The organism is Bradyrhizobium elkanii WSM2783 (assembly GCF_000472865.1).
GTDB classification, from domain to species: domain Bacteria; phylum Pseudomonadota; class Alphaproteobacteria; order Rhizobiales; family Xanthobacteraceae; genus Bradyrhizobium; species Bradyrhizobium elkanii_A.
This window is the reverse complement of sequence record NZ_AXAP01000006.1, coordinates 104,680-125,332: the sequence shown is the minus strand read 5'-3', so window position 1 is coordinate 125,332 and position 20,653 is coordinate 104,680. Positions and strand designations below refer to the sequence as shown.

The 20,653-nt window shown below is 63.1% G+C and carries 15 protein-coding genes and 1 tRNA gene; 7 read left to right on the top strand and 9 right to left on the bottom strand.

Annotated features, from left to right (window positions below):
* Window position 1: 1 nt before the first annotated feature.
* Window positions 2-1,123, bottom strand: a complete 1,122-nt coding sequence (locus YY7_RS0108265) for an AI-2E family transporter (protein WP_028162831.1) — start codon at window positions 1,121-1,123, stop codon at window positions 2-4.
* A 288-nt stretch (window positions 1,124-1,411) separates the two neighbouring features.
* Here YY7_RS0108265 and YY7_RS0108260 point away from each other — a divergent pair, with 288 nt between their 5' ends.
* On the top strand, window positions 1,412-2,185 hold the full coding sequence (locus YY7_RS0108260) for a gamma-glutamyl-gamma-aminobutyrate hydrolase family protein (protein ID WP_028162830.1): 774 nt from the start codon (window positions 1,412-1,414) through the stop codon (window positions 2,183-2,185).
* Window positions 2,186-3,049: 864 nt separating this feature from the next.
* Here YY7_RS0108260 and YY7_RS51045 read toward each other — a convergent pair.
* The gene (locus YY7_RS51045) at window positions 3,050-6,256 is read right to left on the bottom strand and encodes an efflux RND transporter permease subunit (RefSeq protein WP_080663624.1); all 3,207 of its coding nucleotides are present in this window, start codon (window positions 6,254-6,256) and stop codon (window positions 3,050-3,052) included.
* 57 nt (window positions 6,257-6,313) lie between these two features.
* Window positions 6,314-7,555 carry an efflux RND transporter periplasmic adaptor subunit gene (locus YY7_RS0108250; protein ID WP_028162829.1) on the bottom strand — a complete coding sequence of 414 codons (1,242 nt, stop codon included), beginning with the start codon at window positions 7,553-7,555 and terminating at the stop codon, window positions 6,314-6,316.
* Between the two features lie 217 nt (window positions 7,556-7,772).
* Here YY7_RS0108250 and YY7_RS51040 point away from each other — a divergent pair, with 217 nt between their 5' ends.
* Window positions 7,773-8,483: a TetR/AcrR family transcriptional regulator gene (locus tag YY7_RS51040; protein ID WP_207231053.1), complete on the top strand. Its 711-nt coding sequence runs from the start codon at window positions 7,773-7,775 to the stop codon at window positions 8,481-8,483.
* 121 nt (window positions 8,484-8,604) lie between these two features.
* Here the strand turns inward: YY7_RS51040 and YY7_RS0108240 are convergent, their stop codons facing one another.
* The 3 genes from YY7_RS0108240 to YY7_RS0108230 all read right to left on the bottom strand — a co-directional run bounded on the left by YY7_RS0108240 (window position 8,605) and on the right by YY7_RS0108230 (window position 11,950).
* Complete coding sequence (locus YY7_RS0108240) at window positions 8,605-9,816, bottom strand: ABC transporter substrate-binding protein (RefSeq protein ID WP_028162828.1); 1,212 nt, start codon at window positions 9,814-9,816, stop codon at window positions 8,605-8,607.
* Between the two features lie 239 nt (window positions 9,817-10,055).
* On the bottom strand, window positions 10,056-11,465 hold the full coding sequence (gene glnA / locus YY7_RS0108235; RefSeq protein WP_028162827.1) for a type I glutamate--ammonia ligase: 1,410 nt from the start codon (window positions 11,463-11,465) through the stop codon (window positions 10,056-10,058).
* A 146-nt stretch (window positions 11,466-11,611) separates the two neighbouring features.
* Window positions 11,612-11,950, bottom strand: a complete 339-nt coding sequence (locus tag YY7_RS0108230) for a P-II family nitrogen regulator (RefSeq protein ID WP_011441447.1) — start codon at window positions 11,948-11,950, stop codon at window positions 11,612-11,614.
* A gap of 355 nt (window positions 11,951-12,305) precedes the next feature.
* Between YY7_RS0108230 and YY7_RS0108225 the strand changes: the two genes are divergently transcribed.
* On the top strand, window positions 12,306-13,805 hold the full coding sequence (locus tag YY7_RS0108225) for a bifunctional ADP-dependent NAD(P)H-hydrate dehydratase/NAD(P)H-hydrate epimerase (protein ID WP_028162826.1): 1,500 nt from the start codon (window positions 12,306-12,308) through the stop codon (window positions 13,803-13,805).
* 109 nt (window positions 13,806-13,914) lie between these two features.
* Here the strand turns inward: YY7_RS0108225 and YY7_RS0108220 are convergent, their stop codons facing one another.
* Both YY7_RS0108220 and YY7_RS0108215 read right to left on the bottom strand, forming a co-directional pair.
* Window positions 13,915-15,000 carry an enolase C-terminal domain-like protein gene (locus tag YY7_RS0108220; RefSeq protein ID WP_028162825.1) on the bottom strand — a complete coding sequence of 362 codons (1,086 nt, stop codon included), beginning with the start codon at window positions 14,998-15,000 and terminating at the stop codon, window positions 13,915-13,917.
* An 18-nt stretch (window positions 15,001-15,018) separates the two neighbouring features.
* Window positions 15,019-16,314, bottom strand: a complete 1,296-nt coding sequence (locus tag YY7_RS0108215; protein ID WP_028162824.1) for a multicopper oxidase family protein — start codon at window positions 16,312-16,314, stop codon at window positions 15,019-15,021.
* Window positions 16,315-16,463: 149 nt separating this feature from the next.
* Here YY7_RS0108215 and YY7_RS0108210 point away from each other — a divergent pair.
* The 3 genes from YY7_RS0108210 to YY7_RS0108200 all read left to right on the top strand — a co-directional run bounded on the left by YY7_RS0108210 (window position 16,464) and on the right by YY7_RS0108200 (window position 18,943).
* A tRNA-Leu gene (locus tag YY7_RS0108210) sits at window positions 16,464-16,548 on the top strand.
* Window positions 16,549-16,704: 156 nt separating this feature from the next.
* The gene (gene tig, locus YY7_RS0108205; RefSeq protein WP_028162823.1) at window positions 16,705-18,066 is read left to right on the top strand and encodes a trigger factor; all 1,362 of its coding nucleotides are present in this window, start codon (window positions 16,705-16,707) and stop codon (window positions 18,064-18,066) included.
* A 241-nt stretch (window positions 18,067-18,307) separates the two neighbouring features.
* Window positions 18,308-18,943, top strand: coding sequence for an ATP-dependent Clp protease proteolytic subunit (locus tag YY7_RS0108200; RefSeq protein WP_028162822.1), 636 nt, complete (start codon window positions 18,308-18,310; stop codon window positions 18,941-18,943).
* Window positions 18,944-18,945: 2 nt separating this feature from the next.
* On the opposite strand, the gene YY7_RS60130 is transcribed toward YY7_RS0108200, so the two are convergent.
* On the bottom strand, window positions 18,946-19,194 hold the full coding sequence (locus tag YY7_RS60130; RefSeq protein ID WP_155255081.1) for a hypothetical protein: 249 nt from the start codon (window positions 19,192-19,194) through the stop codon (window positions 18,946-18,948).
* Window positions 19,195-19,373: 179 nt separating this feature from the next.
* Here YY7_RS60130 and clpX point away from each other — a divergent pair, with 179 nt between their 5' ends.
* Window positions 19,374-20,648 (top strand): ATP-dependent Clp protease ATP-binding subunit ClpX, encoded by a 1,275-nt coding sequence (clpX, locus tag YY7_RS0108190; RefSeq protein WP_024506813.1) that lies wholly within the window; start codon window positions 19,374-19,376, stop codon window positions 20,646-20,648.
* Window positions 20,649-20,653 lie beyond the last annotated feature (5 nt).

Here is a 20,653-nt window from a genome sequence, read left to right as displayed (position 1 = left end):
CTCACGCCGCCGCAGGCGGCTCCTCGGCTTTGAAGTGGTCGAGCATCACCTTGACGATCGCCATCAGGGGGAGCGCAAGCGCGAGCCCCCAGGCGCCGAACACCACCCCGAGCAGGATCTGGAATGCAAACAGCGTGGCAGGCGGAATATCCAGCGCCTGCCGCTGGATGATCGGGGTGAGCACGTAGCTCTCCATGGCGTGCACGCCAAGGAACAGCAGGAAGGCGGAGAGAGCCGCGATCCAGCCCGAGGCAAGGCTTGCGAGCACCACGATCAATCCCGCGAGGATCGCGCCCACCGTCGGAATGAAAGCGAGCAGGCCGGCCTGGATACCCAGGATGAACGAGCTCTGGATGCCGATGATCGAGAGCCCGATCCAGGTAACGAAGAACACCGCGCCCATGGTGATGATCTGGGCGATCAGCCAGCGCTCCAGTGTGTCCCCGATACGGTCGACGATGATGGTGGCCTGCTCGCGGTGCCGGGCCGGCATCACGAACAATAGCCCGGCGCGGTAGATGCTGGGCTGGGCGGCGAAGGCAAGCCCGAGAAACAGCACGATGAAGAAGTTGCCGACCGCGCTGACAGTGCCGAGCAGCACCTTCAAGGTCTGGCTGATGATCGCGCCGCCGCTGGAGGCGAGCGCGCCGGCGCTCGGAAGACTATGGGTTGCCGCCGCGCCCGGGGTCGTCGGTGTCGTCGAGTCCGTCGGTGCCGAGGCCTGGTTGCTGAAATCGAGATAGCTGGTGTCGATGCCGTGGCTCTCGAGGAAGGACTTCACGTTCACCAGTTGCGACTTGATGGTGTCGCTGAGCGCGGAGGCCTGCTGGGCGATGGTCGCTCCGCCGAGAAAGACGACGCCCGACAATAGCGCCGCCAGCGCCAGGCAGACGATGGTCAGCCGAAGCGCATGGGGCAGCTTAACTCCGTGGCCGAGCAGGTTGGTGAGGGCGTTGAGCGCGACGCCGAGCAGGACCCCGGCGAAGATCAGGAACAGCGTCGCCGCGTAATGCCAGGCGAGCGCCAAGAGCGCCGCGAACAGCACGATGCCGATGCCGCCGACGCTGATCGCCCACGCCAGATCGTTGCGGGCCTGCAGGTGGTCGCCGCCGGGTAGCCTCACGTTGATTCCTCGCGCATCGATTGATCTCACCTTGTCGCCAAAATCCCGCCGGGATCAAGCCGTGTGCCGGTTTGCCGCTGCCCGTCGGGCAGGCCTTCCCATGGGGATAGCGGCAGGCAGCCCGCCCGGCCTGCGGGGGGCAGTGCTTCGTCCCTTGACCCCGCCGCTTGCGTCTCGTGCCAAAGTGCTCCGCCAGCATAATGTGTTGATCCATGATCCGGTCGGGGGCATTATCTCTCTGGAACCATGACAAACATAGAAAATCATTCCTACGCGAGATACTGAGCAATGAGACGGCCCGTGGTCGGCGTGATCGGAAACGCCCATCGCATCGAAGATCGTTTCACGGTTCAGATGGTTGGGGAGCGCAACCTGCGCGCGATCACCGATGTCGCCGGCGCTGTTCCGCTGATGTTCGCCGGTTCGCCTGAGATTACCGACGTCGGCGCCCTGCTCGACGTGGTCGACGGCGTGGTCCTGACCGGGGCGCGGGCCAATGTGCACCCGACCCGCTTCAAGTGCGAGCCGCATATCAGTCACGAGCCTTACGACGTCCATCGTGACGAGGTTGCGCTGGCGTTGTCGGAAGCCTGCGTCGCGCGCGGTATTCCGCTGTTCGGCATCTGTCGCGGCCTGCAGGAGATGAACGTCGCCTTTGGCGGCTCGCTGCATCCCGAGATCCGCGAACTGCCGGGACGCATCAACCATCGCATGCCGCGGCTGGAGAATGGCGAGATCCATCCGGATCCGCTGGTCGTGTTCGCCGACCGGCATGACGTGACGCTCACACCGGGCGGCGTGTTCGCGAAGCTCCTGGGCTGCGAGACCATCCGTGTCAATTCGCTGCACGGGCAGGGCATCCTGGAGCCCGGCGAGCGCGTCGTGATCGAAGGCGTCGCCGAGGACGGCACCATCGAGGCGATCCGCATCGCCGACGCGCCGAGCTTTGCACTCGGCGTGCAGTGGCATGCGGAATACGACCCGCAGCGCAACCCGATCAACAGGAAGCTGTTCGAGGCATTCGGGGCAGCGTTGCGCGAACGGCAGCGCGCGGCGGCGTAGCGGCGTTGCTCGCCATGAGGGCGATTGGGTTCTGATTCATTGTCAAACAGCGATTGCGCAGGATGGGTAGAGCGAAGCGAAACCCATCGCGATGGAGCAAGTTGCGCGATGATGGGTTTCGCTTCGCTCTACCCATCCTACGATCCCGTCGAACCTCGCACCGCTGTCGTCCCCGCCTAGGGCGCAATTGCGCCCGGGATCCGGGACCCATAACCACAGGAAGGTGTTGTGGCGCGAGCAAGCGGTTACAGCGGAGCACACGACAACGGCCTAGGGTTATGGGTCCCGGATCAAGTCCGGGACGACGTGGGGTGGGGTTCTGATTCAAATTTCAAATAGCGTGAGGATGTGAATCCGCATTCTCGCGGCGCTTTGCGTCCGAGCTTTGCATCTCGTTTCACCCTCCTCGAAGACAGAGGGCACAGGGAAAGCCGGGTGCTGGTTGCACCCGTGGGTCCCGTGCAACAAAAAGCACGGGGGTAGGACCACAGGTTCAACCGAAAACACTCCGGCTTTCCCTGCGCGATGGTTTTACGGCTTCCTTCGAGCTCTCCCCGGTGACCGGGCTTTCTTGCCACCGTCGCCGGCGGCAGCTCTTGCTGCTCGCGAGCTTAGCGCCAGCGTCGGGGCGCCAGGACCACACGACTTCGCCGTCCGCTGATGTCGCGTTCGTCAGTCGCAACACCCGCGTCCACCGCATCTCACCGCAACGTTCGTGACGATCGCGAGCCGCCCCTCATCCGCCGTGAGACACGCGGAGTTAAATCACTGATTTGCCCGACGGCGAAAGCGGAATATTTTTCGCAGCAAGACTGGACAGACTTTTGGTGATTTGGCCCGTCGGGTTGTGACGCATTGCAGCAGCTAAGCTCGAGCTGCCGGCAGGTCGTTTGCCCGGTCGTTGCGATCAGCGTCGACTTGCCGGACTGTTTCCGCTGCAGCGAGCGCCTTTTTGCGCCCGAGCTTCCGGACGACTGTATAAAAGGCTGGCGTAAACAAGAGGCCGAAGGCGGTCACTCCCAGCATTCCCGCGAAGACCGCCGTGCCGAGCGATTGACGCATTTCCGAACCCGCCCCGGTTGCGACCACGAGAGGTGCAACACCGAAGATGAACGCCAGCGACGTCATCAAGATCGGCCGCAGCCGCGTGCGCGCCGCGCTAACGGCGGCCTCGCCGGGCGTGGCGCCGGCTTCCTCGGTTTGCCGTGCGAATTCCACGATCAGGATCGCGTTCTTTGCAGCGAGTCCGACCAACACGACGAAGCCGATCTGCGCCAGCACGTCGATCGCCATGCCGCGCATCAAAAGTCCTGTCACGGAGGCGAGCAGGCACATTGGAACGATCATCACCACCGCGAGCGGCAGGTTCCAGCTCTCATATTGCGCAGCGAGCACCAGGAAGACGAACAAGGCGGCTGCGCCGAACACCAGCAAGGACGAGGTCCCCGGCTGTTGCTGCTGGAAAGCAAGCTCGGTCCATTCAAAGCCGATGCCTGGCGGCAGCACCTCGTGCGCCAGCTCCTCCATGCGGTGCAACGCGGTGCCGGTCGCGACGCCTGGCGCCGCGACGCCCATCACTTCAGCAGCCGGGAATAGATCGTAACGAGGCACGCGATAGGGTGCGTTCTCGGATTTCAACCGCGCCACCGTGCCGACCGGCACCATCTCGCCGGAGGTGTTGCGCGCCTTCAGCCGCGCGATGTCGTGCGGATCCTGGCGGAACGAGCCGTCGGCCTGCGCGATGACTTGGTAGGTTCGGCCGAGATAGTTGAAGTCGTTGACATATTGCGAGCCGAGATAGACTTGCAGGGTGTTGAAGACGTCGGTGGGCGTCAGCCCGACCTTCTCGGCTTTCTCCCGATCGATATCGGCATAGACCGAAGGCGAGCGCGTACCGAACAGAGTAAAGACGCCCGAGAAGCTCGGATCCTTGTTGGCGGCTGCGACCAGTGCCTGTGCCGCTTTCGACAGCGCCTCCGAGCCGAGACCGGCACGATCCTGCAGCATCATCTTGAAGCCGCCAGCATTGCCGATGCCCTGCACCGGCGGCGGCGGGATCGTCAGCACATAGGCTTCCTGGATCACCGAGAGGCGCTTGCGCAGATCGGCGAGCACGCTCGGTGCGGTCAGGCCAGGCACATCATGGTTATAGAGCGATGGCAGGCCGGAAAAGATCGTGCCGGCGTTGGAGGCGATGGTGAAGGTGGTTGCATCCAGTCCTGCGAACGGCGCGACATGCTCGACACCGGGCGTGGTCATGATGATCTCGATCGCCTTCTTGACCACCGCCTCCGTGCGCTCGAGCGAAGCGCCGGGCGGCAGTTGCACGACGGTGATGAGATAGCCCTGATCTTGCTCCGGAATAAAGCCGGTAGGAGCGCGGGCGAATTGAAAGCCGGCCACGCCGATCAGCCCGGCGTAGACCACAAGCACGACGCCGGTGATCTGCACCAGCCGCCGCGTCAGCCGTCCGTAGCTCGTCGACAGCCACTCGAAGCCGAGATTGAACCGCGCAAATCCAGCTTGCACCAGCCGGGCGATCCATGGGCCGCGCGGCTTCTGGCCGTGCTCGTGAGCCTTGAACAACACCGCGCACAGGGCAGGGCTCAGGGTTAGCGAGACAAAGCACGAGATCAGGGTGGAGACGGCGATCGTGACCGCGAACTGGCGAAAGAACTGCCCGGTAATACCCGACAGGAAGGCGGAGGGCACGAACACCGCGCATAGCGTCAGCGCAATCGAGATCAGCGCTCCGCCGACCTCGTCCATTGTGACATGGGCGGCTTGGGCGGGCGTCATGCCGCGTTCGAGATTGCGTTCGACATTCTCCACCACGACAATGGCGTCATCGACGACAATGCCGACCGCGAGCACGAGGCCGAACAGCGACAGGTTGTTCAGCGATATTCCGAGCGCGTAGAGGAAGGTGAAAGTGCCGACCAGCGACACCGGGATTGCGATCACCGGAATGATCGCAGCGCGCCAGCTCTGCAGGAACAGGAACACGACGCCAACCACCAGGAGGATCGCGATGAAGATGGTCTTGATCACCTCGTCGACCGATTTGCCGACGAAAATGGTGGGATCGTAAATGATCTTGTACTGCAGGCCGGGCGGGAAGTCCTTGCCCAGCTTTTCCATCGCATCGAGCACTTCGTGCTCGACGGCGAGGGAATTGGCGCCCGGCTGGGCGAAGATCAGGAGCGGCAGGCCCGGCTCGCGATCCATGTAGGCGGACGATCCATAATCGGAAGCGCCGATCTCGACGCGGCCCACATCGCGCAGCCGCGTCACGCGGCCCTCGTTATCCGACTTCAGGACGATGGCGGCGAACTGTTCTGGTGTCGACAGGCGCCCAAGCGTCTGCACGTTGATCTGATAGGCCTGCTTGGAGGCGACCGGCGGCTGGTTCAGCACGCCCGCCGAAACCTGGACATTCTGGGCGCGCAGCGCGGCGAGCACCTCGCTCGCGTTCATGTCGTGCGCGGCGACCTTGTCGGGATCGAGCCAGATGCGCATGGCGTATTCGCGTCCACCTTGCATCTGCACGTCGCCGACGCCCGGCAGCCGCGCCAGCACGTCCTTTACGTGCAAGGTCGCGTAGTTCGATGTGTAGAGCAGGTCCCGCGACGAGTCGGGCGAATAAAGATGCACCGCGAGCAGGATGTTTGGCGTCGACTTGCGCACCTGAACGCCGAGCCGCTGGACGTCCTCCGGCAGCCGGGGAAGCGCATCCTGGACGCGGTTCTGCGTGAGCATCTGCGCGACGTTGAGGTCGGTCCCGATGCGAAACGTCACGGTGACGGTGAGCTTGCCGTCGCCAGTGGACTGACTGCTCATGTAGATCATGTTCTCGACGCCGTTGATCTGCTGCTCGAGCGGCGTCGCCACTGTGCGCGATACCGTCTCGGCAGATGCGCCGGGATAAGTGGTGGTGATCTGGACCGTCGGCGGCACGATCTCCGGATATTGCGCGATCGGCAGGATGGCGAGCGCGCCGAGGCCGATCAGCGTCAGGAAGACGGAGAGGACAGTCGCAAAAATCGGCCGGTCGATGAAGCTGTGGGTCACGGGGAAGCTCCTGTCTTCTCGGTCCTGGTTCTTAGCCTTTGCCGTTAACCTTGGCCGTCAACCTTGGCCGTCGGCGGCAGCGTCGTAGTGGATGACGCCGTCCTGCGGCGCCACCTTGGTGCCGGGAATGGCGCGTACCAGGCCGTCGATGACGACGCGGTCGCTCGCCTCGAGGCCCGACCGGATCACGCGCAATCCGCCGCGAAGATCGCCGGTGGTTACGATCTTTGGTTTCACGGTCGCATCAGGACCGACGGTCATGACCAGCCGCTGCGACTGGTCGAGCATGACAGCGGCGTCCGGCAACAGATAAACCTGCGTCGGCGGAGCGATCGCAACCCGCAGCCGTGCGAACTGGCCCGGCGCCAGGAACAGATCCGGGTTCGGTACGGTGGCGCGGGCATGGATGGTGCCGCTGGAGCGATCGAGCGCATTGTCGATGAAGTCCAGCGTGCCCTCGCGGATGAAACTGTTCTCGTCGCTGAGGCTGATCGCGACCTTGTTGGCGAGCGGACCGCCAACGCGGGCGCGCTCGCGCGAGAACGTCAGGAAATCCGATTCGCTCATGTCGAAATCGAGATAAAGAGGATCGAGCGAGACCAACGTCGTGAGCAGCGTGGTCGGACTGGTTGCGGCACGGCTGCCCGCGACCAGGCTTCCGATCGAAACCTGGCGCGCGCCGATACGCCCGGTGAACGGCGCCCGTACGCGGCAGTATTCAAGGTCGAGTTGCGCATCCCGCACCCGCGCCTTGGCGTCGTCGACCGCGGCCCGCGACGCATCCTGCTCGTTGGTGCGCTGGTCGACCGTCTCCTGCGTTGCGAACTCGTTGCGCTTGAGCGATTGCGCGCGTGAAAGCTGGTTGCTGGCGAGCGCCACGCGGGCCATTGCGGTCTCAAGCGCGGCTTGCGCCTGCGCCAACCTGATCTCGTAGGGCCGCGGGTCGATCACGAACAGCAGGTCGCCCTTGTGGACGATCTGGCCATCCTTGAAATGAATCTCAGTCAGGGTGCCACCCACCTGGGCTCGCAATTCAACGCGGTCGATAGCGGAGAACTGTCCGAGGAAACCGACCCTGGTATCGACCTCACGCTGCAAGGGCTGGCTCACCGTCACCGGCAGGGGAGGCGCTGACGCGGCCGCCTGGTCTGCCTTGCGAGGCGCAAAGCCCAGGTAGACAAGGAGCGCGGCAAGCACCGCTATTGCAGCGATTGCGGCCGTTCTCCATGTCCGCCGGCGCGGAGCCGGCGGCTTCAGCGGTTCTCGTTCAATGTTCGAATGATCGCTGATCTGATCCATGAGGCTACCATCAGTCCTTGCCATGCCGGCAGTTCGGCCGAAGCTCTGCCGGCCTGCCGAATCGCACCGGCCAGTCCAGGTTTCGGGAGGAGGTCTCGCCAGGCAGTTATTTCGGAAGCGGATAAGTTGTGTTCGGGGTTGAAATTTGGAGGGGAAACTCCAATATGCTTCGCGAGATATAAACTTGGGGAGGCGCTGTTCAAGGATTTTTGGAGTGATGACACCAAAAATAAATCAAGGGAAGAAAATTCAGGCAAAGAACGCTCAGGACGAGAAGCGCGGCCGGGGCCGGCCGGCCGTATTCGACCGTGACGCCGCGCTGCAGGAGGCGATGAAGCTGTTCTGGGAGCGCGGCTATGAGGGCACGTCGTTCAACGACCTCATCGCCGCGATGGGGATCAGTGCGTCGAGCTTCTACAACTCGTTCGGCAGCAAGGAAGATCTCTATTGCGAAGCCACGCATTCCTTTCTCGAATGGTCCGGCCAATGGTTCTTTTCCATTCTCAACGATCCTTCAATCGACACCAGGACCGCGTTCGCTCGCCTGTTCGAGGCGACCGCAGAAGAGTTCACCCGCGGCGATCATCCGCTCGGCTGCATGATCTCGCTTGCGGGCACGCATTGCGCACCGGGAATGAAGAACATTCGCGACATGATGGCGGAGCATCGCGCTTTTTCTGAAGGCGCGATGGCTGCACGCATCCGAAAAGGGGTGATGGATGGCGACGTAGCCCGAGATGTCGATTGCGAAATGCTGGCCGCCTACTACAGCGCGGTCGCGCGCGGGCTTGCGGTGCAAGCGCGCGATGGGGCTACGCGGACGAAATTGTCTGAAATTGGCCGGCTGGCCATGCGTGCGTGGCCGATGACAAAGAGTGACGATCACAGCTCGGCCGCGCTCGCCGCTGATCGGTCGCGTGAGGCCTGATCTATCGCCCACGATCAGATTGCAGCGGGCCGCGGAACGTAACCCATACGAACAAGGTCCACCGCGAAAGATTGCGGTAGACATTGACGATTCTGCAGCACAGCTTGCGCGGCTGCCCGAATTACTTCTGCGCCGTTACCATCGGGCAAACGCTGCTCGAGAGCGGCGGAAATGCGTCCTTGCCTTCGACGGTCGCGAGTATGCTGAAGACATCGGACGGGTCGGACACCTCGCTCGCCTTCTTGACCTCGGCGAGGTACATGTCGTGCACCATCAGGTTGTCGGCGCGAAGCTTGCCGTTTCGCGCGAAAGCATCATTGAAGGTGCGGCCCTGCAAATCCTTGACCACGGCGGCAGGATCCTTGGTGTTCGCGGCCTGGACCGATTTGATGTAGTTCAACGCGGACGAATACACGCCCGCCTGCATCATGCTCGGCGGTTTTCCCATCTTGGCGGCATAGCGTTTGGAGAATTCGCGCGTCCGGTCATCCATGTTCCAATAGAAGCCGATGGTCGCAAGCAGGCCCTGCGCGCTCTTCAGACCAATGCTTTGGATGTCATTGACGTCAATCAAGAGGGCGATCATCCGCTGGCCGCCACTGGTGAGGCCGAATTCTTCCGCCTGCTTGATGCCGTTCTGAGTGTCCGCGCCGGCGTTCGCGAGTGCAATGACTTTCGCGCCAGAAGACTTGGCCGTCAGAAGGACCGAACTGAAATCCGCCGTATTGATCGGATGCGGCGCATGCCCCAGTGACTTCCCGCCGCCCTTGGTCACGACTTCCGTAACATCGCGCTCGAGTGCATGGCCGAAAGTGTAGTCAGCAACAACAAAGAACCACGTGTCGGCTCCACGCTTCAGCAACGCTTTCCCGGCCACGTTCGCGAGTGCGTAGGTGTTGTATGTCCATTGGATGAAATTAGGAGAACATAGCTTTCCACTCAGATCCGCGGAGCCGCCCGCGGATGTGATGAACATCTTGTTTCGATCCTTGGCGAAGTTCTGGACCGCAATGCAGACTGATGACACCGGCACGTCGAGGATGACGTCGACGCCATCCTGATCGTACCATTGGCGCGCAATATTTCCGCCGAGGTCGGGCTTGTTCTGGTGATCGGCCGAAATCAGCTCGATGGGTTTGCCCAGGACGCTGCCGCCACACTCCTCGATCGCCAATTGGGCGGCCGCCACCGATCCCTTACCGCTATTATCTGCGAACAGGCCATTCATGTCCGTCAGGACACCGAACTTTAACGGCGTATCTCCCGCGGCGCGGACAATCGCCGGCGAGAGGACTGAGGCACCGAGGCCAGCGAGAAATGTGCGCCGTTTCATCTTTTCACTCCCTTTTTTGTTTTGTTGCAGTTTGCGTGGTTACCCTCCGTTCTGCAAGTCATCCGTCAAGGGAAAGGCGGGAGCAATCCACATGAGCGCCATCCGTCGTCATTGCGAGCGGAGCGAAGCAATCCATAGCGCCACAGGTGGGGCATGGATTGCTTCGCTCCGCTCGCAATGACAGGAAACAAAAAGGCGCCCGAGTGGGGCGCCTTTCGCATCGTTGCGGCAGTGAAAGCTCACTGCGAATAGTACATGTCGAACTCGACCGGATGCGGGGTCATTTCGAAGCGCTCGACTTCCGTCATCTTGAGTTCGATGTAGGCGTCGATGAAGTCGTCGTCGAACACGCCGCCGGCCTTCAGGAACGCGCGGTCCTTGTCGAGGTTTTCCAGTGCCTCGCGCAGGCTGCCGCACACCGTCGGGATCGACTTCAGCTCTTCCTTCGGCAGGTCGTAGAGGTCCTTGTCCATCGCCGGGCCCGGATCGAGCTTGTTCTTGATGCCGTCGAGGCCGGCCATCAGCATCGCGGCGAAGCCGAGATAGGGGTTGGCCATCGGATCGGGGAAGCGGACCTCGACGCGCTTGGCCTTCGGCGAGGCGGTGTAGGGGATGCGGCAGGAGGCCGAGCGGTTGCGCGCGGAGTAGGCGAGCAGCACGGGGGCCTCATAGCCCGGCACCAGACGCTTGTAGGAGTTGGTGGACGGGTTGGTGAAGGCGTTGATCGCCTTGGCGTGCTTGATGATGCCGGCGATGTAGGAGAGGCAGGTCTCCGAGAGGTCGGAGTACTTGTTGCCGGCGAACACCGGCTTGCCTTCCTTCCAGATCGACTGATGAACGTGCATGCCCGAGCCGTTGTCGCCATAGACCGGCTTGGGCATGAAGGTGGCGGTCTTGCCGTAGATGTGCGCGACCTGGTGGATGCAGTACTTGTAGATCTGCATATGGTCCGCCATCAGCGTCAGCGTGTCGAACTTCATGCCGAGCTCGTGCTGGGCGGAAGCCACCTCATGGTGATGCTTCTCGACCTTGACGCCCATCTTGGCCATGGCGCCGAGCATTTCCGAGCGCATGTCCTGCACCGAGTCCTGCGGGGGCACCGGGAAATAGCCGCCCTTGGTGCGGATGCGGTGGCCGAGATTGCCGCCTTCATATTCGGTGTCGGAGTTGGTCGGAAGCTCCGAGGAGTCGAGCCGGAAGCCGGTGTTGTAGGGCGTTGCCGAATAGCGCACGTCGTCGAACACGAAGAACTCAGCCTCGGGACCGACATAGACGGCGTCGCCGACGCCCATCGACTTCACCATCGCTTCCGCCTTCTTGGCGATGCCGCGCGGATCGCGGTTGTAGGGCTCGCCGGTGGTCGGCTCGAGCACGTCGCAGGTGATCACCATCGTGGTCTCGGCGAAGAACGGGTCGATCGTCGCGGTGACGGGATCGGGCATCAGGCACATGTCGGACTCGTTGATCGCCTTCCAGCCGGCGATCGAGGAGCCGTCGAACATCGTGCCTTCGGCGAAGATGTCCTCGTCGATCATGCTGACGTCGAAGGTCACGTGCTGCCACTTGCCGCGCGGATCGGTGAAGCGAAGATCGACGTATTTGACGTCGTTGTCCTTGATCGATTTCAGGACGTCTTTGGCGGTCTTCATGAGTATCCCTTTTGACTTTGCGGGTCGGTTTCCAGGTGAGCGACGTTGTTCTCGCTTTGGCCAAGTTCGCGCGATGATACAAACGAAATCAGGCCGCCAAAGGCAGCCTTATGCTCTTATTGGGCCGCAAGCGGATAGCACCGCGCTCAAATAGCGTCCAGCCCGGATTCGCCGGTCCGGATGCGGATCGCTTCCTCGATGTTGGAAACGAAAATCTTGCCGTCGCCGATGCGGCCCGTCTGCGCCGCGCGGCGGATCGCATCGATCGCCTTCTCGACCAGATCGTCGCCGATCACGATCTCGATCTTCACCTTGGGCAGGAAGTCGACGATGTATTCGGCGCCGCGATAGAGTTCGGCGTGACCCTTCTGCCGTCCAAACCCCTTGGCTTCCGTTACCGTGATCCCCTGAAGTCCGACTTCCTGAAGCGCTTCTTTCACCTCGTCGAGCTTGAACGGCTTGATGATGGCTTCGATTTTCTTCACTGAAGGCCTCCCGGGCATTTCCAGAATACAGAGTGTAGCTAGGTGCGATGCGCGTGGCGCAATCAGTTCGATCCGTCAACTCCCTGCGGAGCCGGATACGCCCATCACGGCCGTGCACGGCGGCCGTCCTGAGCGGCTTCCTCAAAAGCAGGGTCTATGCCAAGTTACAAATGTCCCTGATTTCGGAATGTTATCAGCCTTTTAACGGCAGACAGACAAGGTTGGACCGACCGCCACATGATACCGAAGCCTGAAAAATAGGCAAACGGATGAATTGGTGTGCATTCATCGGCGGAAGATCGACGCGTGCCGGGCGAGATGCCTGCCGAAAAGGCTGATAGATCGAGGATTCAGCATGGAAGTCCTGACCACGGCTGAAATGGAACGCGCCGATCGGCTGACCATTGCCGGGGGCACACCTGGCTTTTCGCTGATGATGAGCGCGGGGCAGGCGGTCGCCGAAGCGGCCATGGACCTGCTCGAGGAGGGACCGATCCTGGTGGTGGCCGGCCGCGGCAACAATGGCGGCGATGGCTTTGTCGCCGCCGCCGAACTCGCCGCCCGAGGGCGGGAAGTCTCGGTCATCCTGTTGTGCGAGCGCGACAGCCTGAAGGGCGACGCGGCGCTGGCTGCACGCGGCTGGAAATATCCGGTGCTGCCGTTCAACCCGCAGGCGATCGGCAAGCCCGCGCTGATCATCGATGCGCTGTTCGGCGCCGGGCTCGACCGTCCCGTCAAGGGCGAACCCTATGACATGATCGAGGCGGTCAACGCGCATGACGTGCCGGTGCTTGCCGTCGACCTGCCGAGCGGCATCAACGGCACCACCGCTGCTCCGATGGGGATTGCGATCCGCGCCACCGAGACCGTGACCTTCTTCCGACGCAAGCCGGCGCATCTGCTGTTGCCGGGCCGGGTGCATTGCGGCCGGGTGCGCGTCGCCGACATCGGCATCGATCCGAAGGTGCTGGCGGAAATCCGTCCCGCAACCTTCGAGAACGTTCCGTCGACCTGGCAGCACGCGTTTCCGGTGCCGAAGATCGACGGCCACAAATATTCCCGTGGTCACGTCCTTGCCGTCTCCGGTGATATGGCCGCGACCGGCGCCTCGCGGCTTGCCGCGCGCGGCGCGCTGCGGGCAGGAGCGGGGCTGGTGACGCTGGCCTCGCCGAGCGATGCGCTGGCGGTGAACGCCGCCGCGCTCACCGCGGTGATGGTGCGCGCGGTCGACAATGCGATTCAGTTCGCCGACCTCTTGAACGACAGGCGGCTGAACACCAGCGTGATCGGGCCCGGCGCAGGCGTCGGCCCGCGCACGCGCGATTTCGTCCACACCGCGCTTGCGGCGAAGCGTAACCTGGTGCTGGACGCCGATGCGCTGACCAGTTTTGCCGATGCGCCGGAGCGGCTGTTCGAGGCGATCAGGGCGTCCCACGGTGCACAGGTGGTGCTGACGCCGCATGAGGGCGAGTTCCCGCGGCTGTTCAGCGATATCAGCAACAAGTATCCCGGTCGCTCCAAGCTCGAGCGCGTGCGCACCGCCGCCGAGCGCTCCGGCGCGGTGGTGCTGTTAAAGGGACCGGACACGGTGGTGGCCGCGCCCGATGGCCGTGCCACCATCGCCTCCAACGCGCCGCCATGGCTCGCCACCGCCGGCGCCGGCGACGTGCTGTCCGGCATCATCGCGGGGCTGCTCGCGCAGGGCACGGCCGCCTTCGAGGCCGCCAGCATCGGCGCCTGGATGCATGGTGAAGCCGCGGCCGAAGCCGGGCCGGGCCTGATCGCGGAAGACCTTCCCGAAACGCTGCCGGCGGTCTTCCGCCGCCTGTATGACGGGTTGCGGATTGAGTATTGAGGATTCGTAGGATGGGCAGTCGTAGGGTGGGCAAAGCGAAGCGTGCCCACCTTTCTTGCACCGCCCGTGAATGGTGGGCACGCTGCGCTTTGCCCACCCTACGGCGGCGCTACGTCACCTGATATTTCGCGACCGCCGGCTCGTTCCATTCCAGGCCTAAGCCCGGGCCGCGGGCGGTGACGGCGCCGTCGATGACCTCGGCCGGTTTTGCCAGGATGGCGCTGGAGAGGTCGAGGAATTCGAGCCAATGCGCGGTCGGCGTCACCGCGAGCACGTGGGAGCTGGCTTCCGCGAACAGATGGCTCGACATCGGGATCGAGGCGGCATCCGCTTGACCGGCGACCTGCAGCCAGCCGGTGACGCCGCCGACCTTCATCAGATCGGGCATGATGAAATCGCTGGCGCCGACCGAGAGCGCCTCGGCAAAGCCGCGGGGGAACCACCAATTCTCGCCGGCCTGGATCGGGATCGGTGAGTCCATCCGGACGCTGGCGTGGCCGGAGAGATTTTCCTGCGGCACGGGCTCCTCGACCCAATGCAGGTCGCAAGGAGCAAGGCGGGCGATGCGGCGTTTGGCCTCCGCCGGATCGAGCGACTGGTTGAAGTCGATCATCAAGGCGATGTCCGGCCCGATGACGGCGCGCACGCCCTTGACTACGCGCTCGTCATTGGCGGCATCACCGTCGCCGCCCTTGATCTTGATGCCGCGAAAGCCCTGGTCGAGTGAGCGGCGCAGCGCCCGCTCGTCGGCTGTCGGATCGACTACGCCATAGCTGTCATAGGCGGGGAGCGGACGCGCCGATCCGCCGAGCAACTCGGCGACTGGCTTGTTCGCGATCTGCCCCAGCGCGTCCCAACAGGCCATGTCGAGGCCGGAGACGGCCATGCCGACCAGACCCTGCCAGCCCAGCAGGCGGAATTTGGCGTCCATCGCCTTCATCAGGTCGAACGGGGCGACCGGCCGGCCGACGAGCTCGCGCCCGGTCTCCTCGACCAGATGAACCAGCGGTTTAAGTGTGAGGCTGGTGTAGGCGAAGATGTAGGAACGGCCGGTAACGCCCTGATCGGTTTCGAGATCGATCAGGACCAGCGGCCCGGAATCGATCAGGCCGAAGGCGTTCTTCACAGCACGCTTGAGCGGCACGACGACGGCTCGCGCCTTGATGCCGCGAATCGCTGGAACTGTTTGGCCCATGATCGTTTCCTCTTGTTCTTATTCGACACTGTACCATCGCACGAGCCGTGGCGCCGCCCAATCGGTCGCGAGCTGTTCGATGAGGTAGCGGCCGGCGTACTCGGCCTGAAAGGCGATGCGCTGGGTCTGGCCCGGTTCGATCGCGAGCGTGTCGAGCCAGAACGGCTTCCAGCCGTCGTCGAGCCGGTCGAGCAGGCGGAAGTGATGACCGTGGAGGTGAAAGACGGTGGCGATGGCAGCGCGGTTGGTGAGCGCCAGCACAACCGCGCGGCCGATCTTGGCGCGGAAGGCAGGCGGTGCGGAGGGGGTGAAGCTGGCCGGGCGCGTCCAGTCGGCCGGCGCGCCGAGGACCAGTTCGAACCGCTGCGCATTCTTGAGGTCAAGGTGCGCCGGCAGGCCATTGGAGGGAAGCGGAGGGGCCGATGGCTGCGGAGCGGCGCGCAGCGGAGCATCGCCGGAAAGCACGAGTCGTCCGACGGCGCGCGCCTCTTTGCCGTCATGGAGCAGGATCGATGCGGTCGCGGCTGTATCGACAAAGGCATCGGCGCGGCCGCCCGGCGCCAGCACGAGCGCGCCATTGCGCGCCGGGAACGGCTCGGCCGGCTCGCCGTCGATCGCCATGACGCGGACCTCGTGGCCTTCCAATTTCGCTGCGAGCACAGTGCGTTGGGAGGCGTTGATGAAGCGGAGCCGCAGGCGTTCATTGGCGCGTGCTGAGAGCTCGAATGAAGTCTGGCCGTTAACGGTATAGACCGGCGTCGCATCCTTGGCGTCCGTCCCCGGCGCAATGGCGGTGCCATCCGGCCGCAGCCGCCATTCCTCGATCAGGAGCACCTCGTCGCGGTCGGCGGAGACCCGCTCGGTTTCGAGGACGATCAGTGGCTTTGCGCGCAAAAGGCGCGGCTGGCCGTCATTCAGGAGGCCGGGGTCGCACAGGAAAGTGCCCGCATGGCGCAGTGGAAGCTGGAAGCTCTCTTTTGCCCCGGCGGCAAGCGGGGGGCGGGCGAGCAGGGGCTCGCCGGCGGGCGCGTCGTCGATTCCCCGGCAGTACACTGCAAGCGGCGCGGGGAGATCGTTGCTGAGCGCCACCTCGATGGTCTCACCGCGATTCGCCCTGATGTCCTCGCCTGGGAAAGACCAGATCGGCGTGGCCATGCCGCCCTGGCGCAGCACCAGGCTGTCGGCTCTCGCGGAAAGGGCAAGTGAACGGCGGGCTTGCGCCAAGGTTGCGGCGGGAAGCCCTGCTTCCAGCGCAGCAGCGCCCAGTCCGGTGAGCAGGGTGCGTCGATCGATCATCGGAAAAAGGCTTGCCATCGGCCCGATCCGGACCATTTTTGCACCTGTGAGTCCAGCGGACATTGAGCCGAGTGGACATCCGAAAAAGGCCATTTTTTTGCTGCGTGGGGGCAGGGCCATGCTATAAGCCGCCGCCCGCGGCATCGCGGCCGGAGATGATGCGCCAAGCGGGTGTGGCGGAACTGGTAGACGCGCTGGATTTAGGTTCCAGTGACGAAAGTTGTGGGGGTTCGAGTCCCTCCACCCGCACCAAGCGCTCATCCAGCGTTTGCATGATCCCTTTCTGGAGGGCCTGTCTCTTTATTTCGAGAGACGGGTCCGCCGAACCACCGGCGCAGGCGTTGAGCTACGCGTCGAACCATTGACACAGTCGCGCCAACCGAGGCGCGACAGAAGCGGAAGAAGAAGATGCAGGTCACCGAGACCCTGAATGAGGGACTGAAGCACGAGTTCAAGATCAGCGTTCCCGCCACCGACCTCGATGCCAAGGCGGACGCGAAGCTTGTCGACCTGAAGGACAAGGTCCGCATCAACGGTTTCCGTCCGGGCAAGGTGCCGGTCAGCCATCTCAAGAAGATCTACGGCCGCTCGGTGATGGCGGAGACCATCGACCAGACCATTCGCGACACCAACACGCAGATCTTCACCGACCGCGGCTTCCGCCTTGCGACCGAGCCGAAGATCACGATGCCGACGGAGCAGAAAGAGGTCGAGGAGCTGCTCGCCGGCAAGAGCGACCTCACCTACACGGTGGCGATCGAGGTCGTGCCGCCGATCACGCTCGCCGATTTCAAGACCTTCCAGGTCGAGAAGCCGGTCACTGATGTGACCGACGCTGATGTCGACGAGGCGATCAAGCGCATCGCCGACCAGAGCCGTCCCTATGCGGCCAAGAGCGAGGGCGCGAAGGCTGAGAACGGCGATCGCATCACCATCAGCTTCAAGGGTACCATCAACGGTGAAGCCTTCGACGGCGGAACCGGCGAAGGCATCCAGGTCGTGCTTGGTGCGGGCCAGTTCATTCCCGGCTTCGAGGAGCAACTGATCGGCATCGGCGCAGGCGAGACGCGCACGCTGAAGGTCACGTTCCCGAAGAACTATGCCAGCGAAAAGCTCGCCGGCCAGCCGGCTGAATTCGAGACCACGGCGACCGCGGTGGAAGCGCCCGGCGAAACCGTGATCGACGACGAGTTCGCCAAGACGCTCGGGCTGGAATCGCTCGACAAGCTGAAGGAAGCTGCGCGGGCGCGTTTGACGGCCGAGTTCGCCGGCGCGACGCGTCAGCGCGTCAAGCGAGCGCTGCTCGACCAGCTCGACGAGAACCACAAGTTCGAGGCGCCGCCGTCGCTGATCGACGAGGAGTTCAACTTGATGTGGAACTCGATCAAGGCCGAGATGGATTCCGCCGGCAAGACCTTTGCCGACGAGAACACCACCGAGGACGCCGCCAAGGAAGAGTACCGCAAGATCGCCGACCGCCGCGTGCGGCTTGGCCTGGTGCTGTCGGAGATCGGTGAGAAGAACAAGATCACGGTATCCGACGACGAGGTCGGCCGCGCCGTCATCGAGCGCGCGCGTCAGATGCCGGGCCGCGAGAAGGAGGTCTGGGACTTCTATCGCAACAACGCCCAGGCGCTCGCCCAACTCCGTGCCCCGATCTACGAGGACAAGGTGGTCGATTTCATCCTCGAACTCGCCAACGTGACCGAGAAAAAGGTCTCGAAGGAAGACCTGTTCAAGGATGAAGACGCCGAGAAAACTGCGGCGTAATCCCGGCACCTCGTGTTAATGATGAACGGCGAAACCGGCCCGGCGACGGCATTCCGTCGCTAGGCGGGACCAGCCGAATCGGTTTGAGTTGCCGCGTTCGGACCTAGCCATCTGTGCGGTCTTGCCGCCGCGAAAATGGCGCATATCTGAGCGCAGCTTAACGCAGTCCTGCATCACGGGACGACCGTCCGTCCGGGCCAGCCGGCGGACGTTCGGCCCCGCCAACTCCAGGGGTAACCCCATGCGCGATCCCGTTGAAACCTACATGAACCTCGTGCCGATGGTCGTCGAACAGACCAACCGCGGTGAGCGCGCCTACGACATCTTCTCGCGCCTGCTGAAGGAGCGCATCATCTTCGTGACCGGCCCGGTCGAAGATGGCATGTCGACGCTGATCGTCGCGCAGCTTCTGTTCCTCGAGGCCGAGAATCCGAAGAAGGAAATCTCGATGTACATCAACTCGCCGGGCGGCGTGGTGACATCGGGCCTTGCGATCTACGACACCATGCAATTCATCCGCCCGCCGGTGTCGACGCTGTGCACGGGGCAGGCGGCTTCGATGGGTTCGCTGTTGCTCGCCGCCGGCGAGAAGGACATGCGCTTCACGCTGCCGAACTCGCGCATCATGGTGCACCAGCCCTCCGGTGGTTTCCAGGGCCAGGCCACCGACATCATGCTGCACGCGCAGGAGATCCTGAATCTCAAGAAGCGGCTGAACGAAATCTACGTCAAGCACACCGGCCAGACCTACAAGGCCATCGAGGATGCGCTCGAGCGCGACAAGTTCCTCACGGCGGACGACGCGAAAGCGTTTGGTCTCGTCGACAAGGTGATCGACAAGCGTCCTGACGATCCGGCTGCAGCAAAAGCCGCGTAGTCTTACGGGATCGCTTGCGCGATTTTGGCGTTGACGACGAAATCCCTGTCGGCAAACTCAGGCGATTGCGGTGCAGTATGCCCCAACTTGGGCAGAAAGTTCCGCTTTCGCATCGCTGTGTCGCGTGGCAATCTCGCAACGACCGTGCGTTTTCGACAGGTTATCCACGTGCGGACGTTATAAATCACGGTATTGTCACGGTGCCCGGCAAGCACCCGGTTAGCGAATTCTTGATAGTCGGATGACAGCATGGTTGGCTCTGGCGTATCGGATGTAGTTGCGGGGGAGATTCGACTGAACCGCGATTCGCCGGATCAGTATTAAGTAGGGTCTTTTTTGGTACGGTTTTTGCTCTATCTACACCTAAAGCCCGGACAGTACCGGAATAGGTCGATGGAGCGACGGGTTCGAACGGCGGACGGAGATAAGAATGAGTAAGGTCGGCACGAGCGATTCCAAGAACACGCTATATTGCTCGTTCTGCGGCAAGAGCCAGCATGAAGTCCGCAAGCTGATCGCGGGTCCAACCGTTTTCATCTGCGACGAATGCGTCGAGCTCTGCATGGACATCATCCGCGAGGAGAACAAGTCTTCGCTGGTGAAGTCGCGCGACGGCATCCCGACTCCGAAGGAAATCTGCAAGGTGCTGGACGATTACGTCATCGGCCAGAGCCATGCGAAGAAGGTGCTGTCGGTTGCCGTGCACAATCACTACAAGCGGCTCAATCACCAGACCAAGCACAACGACGTCGAGCTCGCGAAGTCGAACATCCTGCTGATCGGTCCGACCGGCTCGGGCAAGACGCTGCTCGCGCAGACGCTGGCGCGCATCCTCGATGTGCCCTTCACGATGGCGGACGCGACGACGCTCACGGAAGCCGGCTATGTCGGCGAGGACGTCGAGAACATCATCCTGAAGCTGCTGCAGGCGGCCGACTACAATGTCGAGCGCGCGCAGCGCGGCATCGTCTACATCGACGAGATCGACAAGATCAGCCGCAAGTCGGACAACCCCTCGATCACGCGCGACGTGTCGGGTGAGGGTGTCCAGCAGGCGCTGCTCAAGATCATGGAAGGCACGGTGGCTTCCGTTCCGCCGCAGGGCGGCCGAAAGCATCCGCAGCAGGAATTCCTGCAGGTCGACACCACCAACATCCTGTTCATCTGCGGCGGCGCCTTCTCCGGGTTGGAGAAGATCATCTCCGCACGCGGCCGCTCGACCTCGATCGGCTTTGCGGCGCAGGTGCTCGCGCCGGAAGATCGCCGCACCGGCGAGATTTTCCGCCACGTCGAACCGGAGGATTTGCTGAAGTACGGTCTGATCCCGGAATTCGTCGGCCGCTTGCCGGTGGTCGCGACGCTGGAGGATCTCGACGAGACCTCGCTGAAGAAGATCCTGACCGATCCGAAGAACGCCCTGGTCAAGCAGTATCAGCGGCTGTTCGAGATGGAGAATATCGAGCTGACCTTCGCCGACGAGGCGCTTGGCGCGGTCGCCCGCAAGGCGATCGAACGCAAGACCGGCGCGCGCGGGTTGCGCTCGATCCTGGAGAGCATCCTGCTCGAGACCATGTTCGATCTTCCGGGCCTCGAAGGCGTGGAGGAGGTTGTGATCTCGCGCGAGGTGGTGGAGGGAACGGCCCGTCCGCTGTATATCTACGCGGATCGTTCCGACCGCGCGGTCGAGAGCAGCGCGAGCGCCTGATCGCG

Bases quoted from the DNA above. Each gene is read 5' to 3' on its own strand.
- YY7_RS60130 (WP_155255081.1), bottom strand. From the start codon at position 19,194: ATGCTGTCATCCGACTATCAAGAATTCGCTAACCGGGTGCTTGCCGGG.
- YY7_RS0108215 (WP_028162824.1), bottom strand. From the start codon at position 16,314: ATGGCAAGCCTTTTTCCGATGATCGATCGACGCACCCTGCTCACCGGA.
- tig (WP_028162823.1), top strand. From the start codon at position 16,705: ATGCAGGTCACCGAGACCCTGAATGAGGGACTGAAGCACGAGTTCAAG.
- YY7_RS0108260 (WP_028162830.1), top strand. From the start codon at position 1,412: ATGAGACGGCCCGTGGTCGGCGTGATCGGAAACGCCCATCGCATCGAA.
- YY7_RS0108250 (WP_028162829.1), bottom strand. From the start codon at position 7,555: ATGGATCAGATCAGCGATCATTCGAACATTGAACGAGAACCGCTGAAG.
- YY7_RS0108220 (WP_028162825.1), bottom strand. From the start codon at position 15,000: ATGGGCCAAACAGTTCCAGCGATTCGCGGCATCAAGGCGCGAGCCGTC.
- YY7_RS51040 (WP_207231053.1), top strand. From the start codon at position 7,773: ATGACACCAAAAATAAATCAAGGGAAGAAAATTCAGGCAAAGAACGCT.
- YY7_RS0108240 (WP_028162828.1), bottom strand. From the start codon at position 9,816: ATGAAACGGCGCACATTTCTCGCTGGCCTCGGTGCCTCAGTCCTCTCG.
- YY7_RS0108200 (WP_028162822.1), top strand. From the start codon at position 18,308: ATGCGCGATCCCGTTGAAACCTACATGAACCTCGTGCCGATGGTCGTC.
- glnA (WP_028162827.1), bottom strand. From the start codon at position 11,465: ATGAAGACCGCCAAAGACGTCCTGAAATCGATCAAGGACAACGACGTC.
- clpX (WP_024506813.1), top strand. From the start codon at position 19,374: ATGAGTAAGGTCGGCACGAGCGATTCCAAGAACACGCTATATTGCTCG.
- YY7_RS0108225 (WP_028162826.1), top strand. From the start codon at position 12,306: ATGGAAGTCCTGACCACGGCTGAAATGGAACGCGCCGATCGGCTGACC.